This window comes from Duganella sp. CF517 (assembly GCF_900110275.1).
Classification (GTDB): domain Bacteria; phylum Pseudomonadota; class Gammaproteobacteria; order Burkholderiales; family Burkholderiaceae_D; genus Rugamonas.
Genome location: NZ_FODC01000008.1, coordinates 128,136 through 141,349, shown reverse-complemented (window position 1 = coordinate 141,349; position 13,214 = coordinate 128,136). Strand labels below are relative to the sequence as shown.

The window sequence follows — 13,214 nt, the reverse complement described above, 5'->3', positions numbered from 1 at the left end:
GTACTGGGGCGCACGGAAGTGAACTGTACGCTGCCGAACATACAGCAGGTGAGTGTTAAATATGGGGCAAATAAAAAAGGGCCATCCCGGCCCTTTTTGTCGCTTGCATATTTGGGTATCCCGCTACGCCGCGAGCGCCAGACCGCCGCTGAGGCTGTACGCTTGCTTGTGGCCCAGCCGACGCAGGCATTGCGTCGCTTTCATGCTGCGATTGCCGCTGCGACAGAAAAACACCAGCGGGCGCTGTTGCTCTCGCAACCAGACGCTGGCCTGCCCGGCCAGGCGGCTCAACGGCACGCTGTGCGCGACGCGGCCTGCCGGACCGGGCACGGCGGTGGCGGCGAATTCGTAGGCCTCGCGCACATCGATCAACACGGCGTCCGGATGCGCGCTCAGAAAAGCGTCGAGGTCGGCGCTGTCGAGTTGCATGTCCGAATGCATGGTTAGTTGCGGCTCGGCAGTCGACGTTGCCGGCGAGTGACTCGGCATGCTGGCGCAGAACTGATTCTGGTCGTCGCGGGTCGGACACAGCAATGTGCGCGGTCCGCCAACCGCCGCCAGCACCGGCTCCCGCGCACCGGCGCTGAACGCGAAGCGAACCGACGCCGCCGGCAAGCGGCCACCGTCGGCGGTTCCCAGCAGATACGCGCGCGCGGCGCCGGCGGCCACGCTGGCCAGCACTTGCGCGCCGAGCCCGATCGCGCGCGCGGCCGCGCCGTTCTCCAGCGCCACGTCGAACGCCAGCGGCGCGGCGGCCGGCCAACCGAATTCGTCCACGCAACCGGCGACATAGTGCGCGCCCAACGCCTCCACCAGCGACTGGCGCGCGGCGTCCGGCAAGGTGCCGACCACCGCCAGCACCCGATAGTCCTGGCAGCGCACATACGAAGCGATCCGCGACGTCAGTTCCGGCAACGGATCGATCACCACGCAAGCGCCGCTGGCCGCGTCCTGCACCAGCCAGCAGCACGCGCCTTCGACGCCCAGTTGCAGCAAGCCGTCATGCGCCACGGCGGCGGAGTCGGAAGCGATCAGGCAACTGGCGCGCAGCGCCGCGCCGCAGCGCTCGATGCGGGCACAGGCGGCGGCGATCAGCTCCGCGTCGGCCAGCGGACCGAAGGACATGCGGATGGCGCCGGCGCTGCGCCACAGCGGCACGCCCATCGCGTCGAGCACGTAGCTGGGCGCGGCCTTGGCCGACGAGCAGGCGCTGCCGGCGCTGACGCGCACCTGCGCGGCGTCGAACACGTCCATCAACTCGCGGCTCGACAGGCCCGGCACGGAGAAGTTCAGCGTGGTCGGCAGCGCCTTGTCGAACGGATTGTTGAACACCACGCCGGGCAAGGCGGCGCGCAGGCTATCGGCCAGGCGCGCGCGGAAACGCCACAGCTCGTCATGGCCGCGGAAGGTGTCGCCGCGTTCGAGCGCGGCCAGCACCACGCCGAGCGCGGCGATGCCGGCCATGTTCTCGGTGCCGGAACGCTGGCCCGATTCCTGGCCGCCGCCCATGATCAGCGGCGTGAACGGCGCGCCGGCGCGCACGTACAGCATGCCCACGCCTTTGGGCGCGTACAGTTTGTGGCCGGAAAACGGCGCGTAATCGATGCGGGTGGCGGCCAGGTCCAACGCCAGCTTGCCCAGCGCCTGCACGCAATCGACCATCCAATAGGCGGCCGTGCCGGTTTCCCGGATGACCGCTTCGATGCCGTCCAGATCGCTGACGACGCCGGTTTCGTTGTTGGCGGCCATGGTGCAGATCAACGCGGCCGAGCCGGCCACTTGCCGCAGCAGCGCCAGGTCGTGGGCGCCGTCCGCGTCGACCGGCAATTTGTGCAGGGTCAGATTCAAGCCCAGCAGACGGTTCCAGTGCGCCAGGCTTTCCGGCACGGCCTTGTGCTCGGTGGCGCCGTAGACCAGCAGGCTGCCGATGGCCTCACCGCGCGCCTGGCGCTCGCGCACGGCGACCAGCGCCGACAGCACCGAGGTCTGGATGCCTTCGGTCGCGCCGCTGTTGAACATCATGCGGCCGTCGCCGACGCCGAGCAGGCGCACCGCGCAGGCGCGCGCCTGGTCCAGCACCGCCTTGGCCTGGAGCCCGGTGGCATGGGTGCTGCTGGGATTGCCGAAGCGCTGGCCCATGGCGTCGATGGCGGCGCCGATGGCGGCGGGCAGGACAGCGGTGGTGGCGTTGCCGTCGAGGTAGATTTCAGTGGTCATGGGGTTGGCTGAGGAAATGGACAAGTCAGCTGGACAGTTTACCCAGCCGACCTGGAGAAAATATGCCAAAATAGTCTGCGATTGACACCCTTGGCAGCATGGGCATGCTGGTTTACCGATCAATTCGGTAGAAATCATCTTTTGCAACGCGGCTCCATGCCCTAAATTGATAAGGTACGGAACGTTCATCCTCATTTTTCACCAGATTCGACATGAATTCACTCGACAAATTCGACCGTGCCATCCTGGCCGCGCTCCAGGTTGACGGCACGCTCTCGATCGCGGCGCTCAGCGAAAAGGTCGGCCTGTCCAGCACGCCTTGCTGGAAACGGGTCAAGCGGCTGGAAGAGGACGGCTATATCGAAAGCCGCGTCGCCATCGTCAACCGGCGCAAGGTCGGCCTGCCGGTGACCGTGTATGTCAGCGTGCGCACCGGCCAGCACGACGCCAAGTGGCTCGACCGCTTCGCCGCCGCCGTCATGGCCTTGCCGGAAGTGCAGGAATTCCACCGCATGAGCGGCGACGTCGATTACCTGCTCAAGGTCGTCACCACCGACATCGACGGCTACGATGCGTTCTACAAGCGTCTGATCAAGGTCGGCCAGCTCACCGGCGTGTCGTCGGCGTTCTCGATGGAGCAGATCAAATACACGACCGCGCTGCCGCTGGAGCTGGTGGCCCACCGCGACACGCACCAATAAGGTGCAGGGAAAGTGCATGGGCCGGCCCGGCATGGGATAATAGTTATTTCAAATACTCATTAAGCCCATGCGCGCTTTCCTCGACCGCTGGCTCCCCAGCCCGACCACCGCCAGCGGCGCCGAACAGTTGCGCGCCGCCGTCGGCGCCCTGTGCGGCCTGCTCATCACCGCCGTCCTCAGCCATTTCCTGCTCGAGCCCAGCAGCGCCGCCATCTTCATGGTCGCGCCGGTGGGCGCCTCGGCCGTGCTGTTGTTCGCGCTGCCGGCCAGCCCGCTGGCCCAGCCCTGGTCCGCCATCGGCGGCAATGTCGTTAGCGGACTGGTGGGCGCGGCCTGCGTGCGCTGGCTGGGGCCGGGGTCGGCCATATCGCTGCCGATGCCGGTGCTGTGCGGCGTGGCCGTCGGCGCGGCGATCGCCGCCATGTTCGCGCTGCGCTGCCTGCATCCGCCCGGCGGCGCGGTGGCGCTGACCACCGTCATCGGCGGCCCCGCCGTGCACGCGGCCGGGTTCGAATTCGCGCTGCTGACGGTGCTGGTCAATACCGCGCTGCTGACCGGCGTGGCGATCCTCTACAACAACCTGACCGGACGCCGCTATCCGCACACGCAGCAGGCCGTCCATCCGAATCCGCACGGCACCGGGGACGCGGTGCCGACCGTGCGGCTGGGCTTCAAGCCCGAGGACCTGGATGCCGTGCTCAAGCAACACGACCAGGTGCTCGACATCAGCCGCGACGATCTGGAATCGCTGTTCATGCAGACCGAGCAGCGCGCCTACCAGCGCCGCTTCGGCATCATCAACTGCGCCGACATCATGTCGCGCGACATCGTCAGCGCCGAATTCGGCACCGATCTGGAACAGGCGTGGCAGCTGATGCGGCGCCATCACGTGGCGGCCTTGCCGGTGCTCAACCGCGCGCGCCGGGTGATCGGCATCGTCACGCAAACCGACTTCCTCGACCATGGCGGGCTGGATAATTACGGCGATATCCGCAGCCAGCTGCGGCGCTTCCTGCGCAAGAGCGGCGTCACGCACACCGAAAAAGCCGAGGTGGTCGGCCAGATCATGAGCCACCACCCGACCACGGCGCGGCTCGACACGCCCATCGTCGACCTGGTGCCGCTGATGGCGGACTCCGGCTTCCATCACATTCCCGTGGTCGACGACGAGCAGCGCTTCGCCGGCATCATCACGCAATCGGACCTGGTGGCGGCGCTGTACGAAAGCCGTTTCGCCGAAGCGGCCGCCTGACGGGGCTTGATACAATTTGTTTCTTGGGCGGTCGACGCTATGCTTTATGCTAGTCGCCGCCAGAGTTCTCATTGACCAGGAAACAAACATGAAGCATGCAACCCGTCTTGCCAGCGTCGCGGCCGCGCTCGCGCTGGTCTTCGTTCCAATCAGCAATAGCATGGCGGCGCCGGAAGCCGCCGTGCCACGGGTCAGCGCCACCCCGGCGCACCAGGCGCTGCTGGCCATCGCCGACCAATACTACGACGCCGTCGCCCGCTACGAGCCGATCGGCGCGACCGAGAACGGCGACAACCGCTACGACGACCAGCTGGGCCTGAGCATCTCGCCGGGCAAGCGCGCGCTGCAATTCAAGATGTACCGCGATTTCAGCAAGCGGCTCAAGACCATCAAGCGCGCCCACCTGAACGCCGACGACCGCATCAACTACGACATCCTCGCCTACGAGCTGCGCGGCCTGCTGGCGATGGAGCGCTTCCCCGAGCACCTGTTGCCGATCACGCAGATGGACAGCGTGCCGGTCGTGCTGGCCAACTACGCCGGCGGCGAGGCGTCGCAGCCGATCGCCACCGTCAAGGAATACGACGCCTACCTGCGCCGCATCTCGCAAATGCCTGCGTGGATCGACCAAGCCATCGCCAACATGCGCGAAGGCATGAAAAAAGGCATCACGCAGCCGAAGGCGATCATGATCTCGGCGCTGCCGCAGTTCAAGAAACTGGTCAGCGACACGGCCGAAGCGAACATCTTCTACACGCCGATCAAGAAACTGCCGGCCGGCTTCGGCGACGCCGACAAGCAGCGCCTGACGGCCGCCTACCGCAAGACCGTCGGCGACGACATCATGCCGGCGCTGGCCCGCCTGGCCGCCTTCCTGGAAAAAGATTACCTGCCGGCCTGCCGCGGCTCGACCGGCCTCGGCGCGTTGCCGGACGGCGCCGCCTGGTATCAGGCGCGCGTGGCCAACGCCACCACCACCACGCTCAAACCGGACGCGATCCACGCCATCGGCCTGCGCGAAGTGGCGCGCATCCAGCAGCAATTCGCCGAACTCGGCCCCAAGCTCGGCTACAACGGCCCGGCCAAGGGCTTGCCGGTGTGGGTCGCCGCGCAGGACAAGTTCCGCCCGTTCAAGACGGAGGAACAAGTGCAGGCCGTGTTCCACAAGCTGAACGACGTGCTCGACACCAAGCTGCCGCAAATGTTCACCTTGATGCCGAAAGCCAAACTGGACCTGCGCCTGGAGCCGGAACTGAGCCGCGCCACCGCGTCCGACCACTACACGGCGCCGGCCGGCGACGGCTCGCGTCCGGGCGTGTTCTGGTCGGTCGTCAACGACCCGGCCAAATACGGCAGCACCGGCATGACCACACTCTTCCTGCACGAGGGCAAGCCAGGCCACCACTTCCATATCGCCCTGATGCAGGAATTGAACCTGCCCGACTTCCGCAAATACGGCGGCAACAATGCCTTCACCGAAGGCTGGGCGCTGTATTCCGAAACGCTGGGCAAGGAGATGGGCTTGTTCGACGATCCGGCGCAGTACTTCGGCCACCTGAACGACGAGCTGCTGCGCGCCACCCGCCTGGTGGTCGACACCGGCATGCACGCGCAGGGCTGGACCCGCGAGCAAAGCATCCAGTACATGCGCGACACCTTGGGCTACGACGACTACGCCAAGACCGAAACCGAGCGCTACATGGCGTGGCCGGGCCAGGCGCTGGGCTACAAGATCGGTTCGCTTAAGATCGTCGAGCTGCGCCATCGCGCGGAAGAAGCGCTGGGCGAGCGCTTCAGCCTGCCGAAGTTCCACGAAGTGGTGCTGGGCGACGGCACCGTGCCGCTGGCCCTGCTGGAGGAAAAGGTCGACCGCTGGATCGCGTCCCAGCGATAAATGCCGGGCGGGCCGGCCGGCGTCGAGCCGGCCAGCCCGCCTTGCCGATTACTTTTCGTAGCGTTTAATGCGCTTGATCACCAACTCGGGCAACGCGGTAATTTGCTTGGCATGGTTGGCGAAGACGATCTGCTGACGTCCGACCGAGACCGGCATTCCACCCGAAAAGAAGCGGAACTCCAGCCAAAACGAGCACTTCTTGACGTCATAAACATTCATCTCGCAATGAACGTCCTGGAACGGGACGGTCTCCCGCAGGTAGTCCTGCTGCGCGTGCTTGGTGATGAACACCCCTTCATTCTGCAACATGTCGCGCGCGATGCAATCGTAAAACCACTTCTCGCGGCAAATCCCCTGCCACTCGAAATAGCGCGCGAAGTAGGTGTTGCCATAGGCGTTGGAATCCTTCAGATACACCGTCAGCGCGTGGGTGAACGTCTGCCTGGCGTTGGCGGCGAGGGAGGCGGTGATGTCGGCGATTTCAACTTCGGTGGCGTGCAGTAACATGGTAATCCCCTTTGAAGTGTGCCCCGGCCGGGCGGCCGGCGGCGTCGCCCGGTGACCGGGCCCGTCCACTTAATGCGGGATGGAATGCGGCTTCTTTGATGTAACGCAAGTGTTTTTCCGAAATACAAGCAACTTGCCGCATGTCGCGCAATACTGCGACTATTGTCCAAGCCAAACGCGCACATGCACTCTCTCCTGCCCGCCGTCGTCTCGCTGCTATTTCTGTCCTACGGGATATATGTACTGCGGTCGCGGGGCGTCAGCCGCATCAGCCTGACGTTCTTCCTGCTGTGCGCCACCACCTTTTGCTGGCAGTTCTCGTGGGCGGTGCTGTTCCTGCTGCGCGACCCTGACGAGGCCCTCGCGGCGGCCAAGCTCGGCTACTTACTGATCCTGTTCCTGCCGACCACCCTGTACCACTTCATCGCCGAACTCACCGCCCAACGCGGCGACCGCCGCTGGGTCGAGCTGTCGTACGTGATCGCCGGGCTGCTGGGCGTGGTCCTGCTGAGCAGCGACTGGATCGTCGCCGGGCTCCATTCTTATTTCTTCGGCTTTTACCCCAAGGCCGGCGTGCTGCACCCGCTGCACCTGCTACAGACCGGCGTCGTCGTGTGTCGCGGCTTGTGGCTGTTATACCGCCGACAATTGCAGGCGGTCTCCACCGAGAAAACCCGGCTGCGCTACTGTCTGGTCAGCCTGTTGATCTACTTCTTCGCCGCGGTCGACTATCTCTGCAATTACGGCGTGCAATTTTATCCGCCGGGGGTGCTGTTCGTTGCCGCCAGTCTCGGACTGATCGCCCAGGCGATGGTGCGCCACAACCTGCTGGCCGACCCGATGGAGGTGGCCGCCACGATCGCGCACGAAATGCGCACGCCGCTGGCGACCATCCGCAGCCAGTCGCGGGTGCTCGCGAAATACCTGCCCGAGCTGCTGGCCGGGTACCACCGCGCGGTCGAACACAATCTGATGGAGCCGACGTTGCAGGCTTCGCAACTTGCCTATCTCAGCAAGCTGACGCAGCACATCGACGCCGAGATCAGCCGTTCGAATTTCGTCGTCGACATGATGCTGGCCTCGGCGCGCGCGGGCACGCTCGACCGCAGCGACTTCGCCAATTATTCGATCAAGAAATGTGTGGATGAAGCGCTGGCTTGTTATCCGTTCGAAAGTACAACGCGCGAAAAGGTCGTGGTCAAGGGCGGGTACGATTTCACCTTTTACGGTTCGGACGTTTTGCTGGTTTACGTGTTGTACAACTTATTCAAAAACGCGCTACACGCGATCAAGTCGGCAGGCCATGGCGAACTGGAGATCGAATTCTTTAATACCGGCGGAGTGAATAAACTGCTGGTGACCGATACCGGCTCGGGAATTCCGGATGACGTCCTGCCGCATGTTTTCGAACCGTTCTACAGCACCCGGCATAATGGCGGCGGCACCGGTATGGGCCTGGCGTTTTGCCAGCGGGTAATTACCGCGTTCGGCGGACAAATTCAATGTGAATCGCAGGCGGGATCGTACACGCGATTTTCTTTATCGTTTCCACATAAACCGGTGACGACGCCGGCGCCGATGGCCAGGCCACTGAATAAACCCGCCGGGTGATTAAGCGGCACCCTCTTCGCCGCTGACCTTTTCCAGATCGCTTTCATCACCCAATACATAGATTTTCTGTTCCCGTAATACCTGCAAGATAAAAGGCTGCTGCTCGCGCAGACGGCGCTTAAAATCGGGAATCGAATACAGGTTGGGATTGATTTTCCGGCGCAACAGGCGCTCGGCGACCGGCAGCCGCGATAACAGCTCGCCGTAGCTGGTGTTTTCGCCGATCAGCAGCAACTCCACCGGCGTATCCATGCCCTCTTGTTCCTTGGCGGTCGCGCCATAAACAAACGCCACGTTCAATACGTGCTGCAGCGGCGCCAATGCGGAATTCAATACACTGACCAGGCCGAAGGTTTTCTTGACCAGGCTGCTCAATTCCCCGAAGACGATGCATTCCTTGTTGGGTTTGAAGCGGCGCACATTGCCGATGCGCTCGGACGTGATGACGCCCGATTCGTGCAGGCGCTTGAGCTCGCGCTGCGCCGAGGCGCTGCCCAGGCCGGTCAGTCGCATGATCTCGTTCAAGTGGAAACCTTGATTGACACGTACAAACAGCAAGCCCAGCAGTTTCTGCTGGGCGGGAGTGAAGAGGGCTTGAGCAATCATGAGCCAGATCTTAGCATGAACGAACTCGTAACTGGCGCAAACCCCGGGATCAGGCCTGCCATTGCTACACGGACTATAGCGTAGGGGCGTGGGCGCGCGCGCGCGGTTGGCGGCGCTTGGCGGCTGGTTATTAAGCGCGGGCATAAAAAAACGGCACCCGAAGGTGCCGTTCTATATTGCGCTTTATTTCTATTACGCTTCGCCGTCGTGCGGGGCAACCGTTTCGGTCGCTTCCACATCGCCGCCGGACATCGAGGCTTTTTCTGCCAGCAGCAGAGCTTGACGCTCTTCCACTTCCCACTGCTCTTTCTCTTTGCGAGCGCGGTGGAATGCCAGACCGGTGCCGCCTGGAATCAGACGACCAACGATGACGTTTTCTTTCAGACCGCGCAGACCATCGCGCTTGCCCATAATCGCGGCTTCCGTCAGAACGCGGGTGGTTTCCTGGAACGATGCGGCCGAGATAAACGAATCGGTCGACAACGATGCCTTGGTAATACCCAGCAGAACGTTTTCGTAGGTTGCGGGAATCTTATTCTCCACATTCATACGGTCGTTTTCATCCAGCAGTTCCGAACGCTCGACCTGCTCGCCAACGATATAGTTGGTGTCGCCGGCATTAACGATCTGAACGCGACGCAGCATCTGACGCACAATGACTTCGATGTGCTTGTCGTTAATCTTAACGCCCTGCAGACGATAAACGTCCTGCACTTCGTCAACGATATAACGCGCCAGCGCTTCGATACCCAGCAGACGCAGAATGTCTTGTGGATCGGCCGGGCCGTCGACAATCATCTCGCCCTTGTTCACCACCTGGCCGTCGTGGACCAGCACTTGCTTGTCCTTGGTGATCAAGAACTCGTGCTTGTTGCCGTCCATGTCCGTGATTTCCAGACGCTGCTTACCTTTGGTTTCCTTACCGAATGCAACCGTACCGGTCACTTCAGCCAGCATACCGGCGTCCTTCGGCGAACGTGCTTCGAACAGCTCGGCAACGCGCGGCAGACCACCGGTAATATCGCGCGTCTTCTGCGATTCGGTCGGGATACGTGCCAGCACTTCGCCGACCGATACCGCCTGGCCGTCTTTCACCATGATCAGCGCGCCGACCTGGAAGCCGATCGCCACCGAGTGTTCGGTGCCGGCGATCTTGACTTCTTCGTTCGAGTCGTTCAACAGTTTGACCTGTGGACGCAGCGTTTTGGTCAACGAACCGCGACGTTTCGCATCGATCACGACCAACGTCGACAGACCGGTCACTTCGTCCACCTGACGGGCAACGGTCACGCCTTCTTCGACGTTCTCGAAACGCACCACACCGGCGTATTCGGTGATGATCGGACGGGTCAGCGGATCCCAGGTCGCCAGGGCCGTACCGGCCTTGATGACCATGCCGTCCTTGACGATCAGGGTCGCGCCGTACGGCACCTTGTGACGCTCGCGCTCACGGCCGTGGTCGTCGGTGATCAGTACTTCGCCCGAACGGGAAATGACGATTTGCGCGCCCTTGCCGTTGGTGACGTAACGCATGGTCGAGGTGAAACGGATGGTACCGTTCGACTTTGCTTCGACCGACGAGGCCACCGCCGCACGCGACGCCGCACCACCGATGTGGAACGTACGCATGGTCAGCTGGGTACCTGGTTCACCGATCGACTGCGCGGCGACCACACCGACGGCTTCGCCGGCGTTGACCAGCATGCCACGGCCCAGATCGCGGCCATAGCACTTGGCGCACAGGCCGAAGCGCGTGTCGCACGTCAGCGGGGTACGGACCTTGACTTCGTCGATCGACAGACGCTCGATCTCTTCAACCATGTCCTCGTCCATCAGGGTGCCGGCTTCGTACAAGGTAGCCTGGGTTTCCGGATTGACGACGTCGTTGACCACCACGCGGCCGAGGATACGGTCGCGCAGCGCTTCGATCACTTCACCACCCTCGACCATCGCCTTCATCAGGGTGCCGTTGGTCGTGCCGCAATCATCTTCGATGACGACCAGATCCTGGGTCACGTCGACCAGACGACGGGTCAGGTAACCCGAGTTCGCGGTTTTCAGCGCCGTATCGGCCAGACCTTTACGAGCGCCGTGGGTCGAAATGAAGTACTGCAAAACGTTCAGACCTTCGCGGAAGTTCGCGGTGATCGGCGTTTCGATAATCGAACCATCCGGTTTCGCCATCAGACCACGCATACCGGCCAGCTGGCGAATCTGCGCCGCCGAACCGCGGGCGCCCGAGTCGGCCATCATGTAAATCGCGTTGAACGATTCCTGGGTCGACTTGGTGCCGTCACGCTTGATGACGTCTTCCACTTTCAGCTGGTCCATCATGGCCTTGCCGACTTCGTCCGAGGTCTTGCCCCAGATGTCGACGACCTTGTTGTAACGCTCGCCGGAGGTCACCAGACCCGAGGCGTACTGCTGCTCGATCTGTTTGACTTCGGACTCGGCGGCCGAAATCAGGGTGACTTTTTGTGGCGGTACCAGCATGTCGTCAACGCAGATCGAAATACCGGCGCGGGTCGCCAGGCGGAAGCCCGACTGCATCAGTTGATCGGCGAACACGACCGTCGCGCGCAGGCCGCACTTGCGGAACGAAGTGTTGATCAGCTTGGAAATTTCTTTCTTTTTCAGCGCGCGGTTCAGCACCGAGAAAGGCAGGCCTTTCGGCAGGATTTCCGACAGGATGGCGCGGCCGATCGTGGTCTCGTAGCGAGTCACGGTGCGGACGAATTCGCCGGTCACTGGATCTTTCGGATTCTCGACGATACGCACGGTGATGCGGGTCGTCAGTTCCACTTCCTTGTTGTCGTACGCGCGGATGACTTCCGACACGTCCTGGAACAGCATGCCTTCGTTTTTCGCGTTGATCGCTTCGCGGGTCGCGTAGTACAGACCCAGCACGATATCCTGCGACGGAACGATCGACGGTTCGCCGTTCGACGGGAACAGGATGTTGTTCGACGCCAGCATCAGGGTGCGCGCTTCCATCTGCGCTTCGATCGACAGCGGAACGTGCACAGCCATCTGGTCACCGTCGAAGTCGGCGTTGAACGCCGCGCAGACGAGTGGGTGCAGCTGGATGGCCTTGCCTTCAATCAGGACCGGCTCGAAAGCCTGGATGCCCAGACGGTGCAGCGTAGGCGCACGGTTCAGCATGATCGGGTGTTCGCGGATCACGTCTTCCAGGATGTCCCAGACGACCGGTTCCTGGATCTCGACCAGCTTCTTGGCGGCCTTGATCGTCGTCGCCAAGCCCATCAGTTCCAGCTTGTTGAAGATGAACGGCTTGAACAGCTCGAGGGCCATCAGCTTCGGCAGACCGCACTGGTGCAGTTTGAGCTGCGGACCCACCACGATGACCGAACGGCCCGAGTAGTCGACGCGCTTACCCAGCAAGTTCTGACGGAAACGACCGCCCTTACCTTTGATCATCTCGGCCAGCGATTTCAGCGGACGCTTGTTGGCGCCGGTCATCGCTTTGCCGCGACGGCCGTTGTCCAGCAGCGAGTCGACCGCTTCTTGCAGCATGCGCTTTTCGTTGCGCGTGATGATTTCAGGCGCGCGCAGCTCCATCAATCGCTTGAGGCGATTGTTACGGTTGATGACGCGGCGATACAGATCGTTCAGATCCGAGGTCGCGAAACGGCCGCCGTCCAGCGGGACCAGCGGACGCAGTTCCGGCGGCAGCACCGGCAGCACTTCCATGATCATCCACTCGGGCTTGATGCCCGAACGCTGGAACGCTTCCAGCACTTTCAGGCGCTTGGCGTATTTCTTGATCTTCGCTTCGGACTTCGATTCCTTCAGTTCCACGCGCAGGGTCTCGGCATCGCGATGGATGTCGATCGAGCGCAGCAGTTCACGGATACCTTCGGCGCCCATGAAGGCGGTGAAGTCGTCGCCGTACTCTTCGTACTTGGCGGCGTAGTCGTCTTCCGACATGATCTGGCACTTCTTCAGCGGGGTCATGCCCGGATCGGTGACCACGTATGCCTCGAAGTACAGCACGCGTTCGATGTCCCGCAGGGTCATGTCCAGGACCATGCCCAGACGCGACGGCAGCGACTTCAGGAACCAGATGTGCGCGGTCGGCGAGGCCAGCTCGATGTGGCCCATGCGCTCGCGGCGCACTTTGGCCAGGGTGACTTCAACGCCGCACTTTTCGCAGATCACGCCGCGGTGCTTGAGGCGCTTGTACTTGCCGCACAGGCATTCGTAGTCCTTGATAGGACCAAAGATCTTGGCGCAGAACAGGCCGTCGCGCTCAGGCTTGAAGGTACGATAGTTGATGGTTTCCGGCTTTTTAACTTCGCCGTAGGACCACGAACGGATTTTTTCAGGCGAAGCGAGACCGATCTTGATCGCGTCAAAGGTCTCGTTCGTCTGTACTTGCTTGAATAGATCGAGCAGTGCTTTCATG

Annotated in this window: 8 protein-coding genes; 4 read left to right on the top strand and 4 right to left on the bottom strand. The window is 62.5% G+C overall.

What is annotated here, in order from left to right; genetic code table 11:
* Positions 1–123: 123 nt before the first annotated feature.
* Positions 124–2,217, bottom strand: a complete 2,094-nt coding sequence (locus BMX85_RS26095; RefSeq protein WP_090325706.1) for an aminotransferase class V-fold PLP-dependent enzyme — start codon at positions 2,215–2,217, stop codon at positions 124–126.
* Positions 2,218–2,429: 212 nt separating this feature from the next.
* Between BMX85_RS26095 and BMX85_RS26090 the strand changes: the two genes are divergently transcribed.
* The 3 genes from BMX85_RS26090 (at position 2,430) to BMX85_RS26080 (ending at position 6,064) form a co-directional block, all read left to right on the top strand.
* Positions 2,430–2,918 (top strand): Lrp/AsnC family transcriptional regulator, encoded by a 489-nt coding sequence (locus tag BMX85_RS26090; RefSeq protein ID WP_090325705.1) that lies wholly within the window; start codon positions 2,430–2,432, stop codon positions 2,916–2,918.
* Between the two features lie 67 nt (positions 2,919–2,985).
* Complete coding sequence (locus BMX85_RS26085) at positions 2,986–4,170, top strand: HPP family protein (RefSeq protein WP_090325702.1); 1,185 nt, start codon at positions 2,986–2,988, stop codon at positions 4,168–4,170.
* Between the two features lie 88 nt (positions 4,171–4,258).
* On the top strand, positions 4,259–6,064 hold the full coding sequence (locus BMX85_RS26080) for a DUF885 domain-containing protein (protein ID WP_090325700.1): 1,806 nt from the start codon (positions 4,259–4,261) through the stop codon (positions 6,062–6,064).
* A 48-nt stretch (positions 6,065–6,112) separates the two neighbouring features.
* On the opposite strand, the gene BMX85_RS26075 is transcribed toward BMX85_RS26080, so the two are convergent.
* Complete coding sequence (locus tag BMX85_RS26075) at positions 6,113–6,571, bottom strand: acyl-CoA thioesterase (RefSeq protein WP_090325698.1); 459 nt, start codon at positions 6,569–6,571, stop codon at positions 6,113–6,115.
* Between the two features lie 183 nt (positions 6,572–6,754).
* Between BMX85_RS26075 and BMX85_RS26070 the strand changes: the two genes are divergently transcribed.
* Complete coding sequence (locus tag BMX85_RS26070; RefSeq protein ID WP_090325696.1) at positions 6,755–8,182, top strand: sensor histidine kinase; 1,428 nt, start codon at positions 6,755–6,757, stop codon at positions 8,180–8,182.
* Here BMX85_RS26070 and BMX85_RS26065 read toward each other — a convergent pair whose 3' ends face one another.
* Positions 8,183–8,932 carry a winged helix-turn-helix domain-containing protein gene (locus BMX85_RS26065; RefSeq protein ID WP_229210673.1) on the bottom strand — a complete coding sequence of 250 codons (750 nt, stop codon included), beginning with the start codon at positions 8,930–8,932 and terminating at the stop codon, positions 8,183–8,185.
* A 48-nt stretch (positions 8,933–8,980) separates the two neighbouring features.
* On the bottom strand, positions 8,981–13,213 hold the full coding sequence (gene rpoC / locus BMX85_RS26060) for a DNA-directed RNA polymerase subunit beta' (protein ID WP_090325692.1): 4,233 nt from the start codon (positions 13,211–13,213) through the stop codon (positions 8,981–8,983).
* Position 13,214 lies beyond the last annotated feature (1 nt).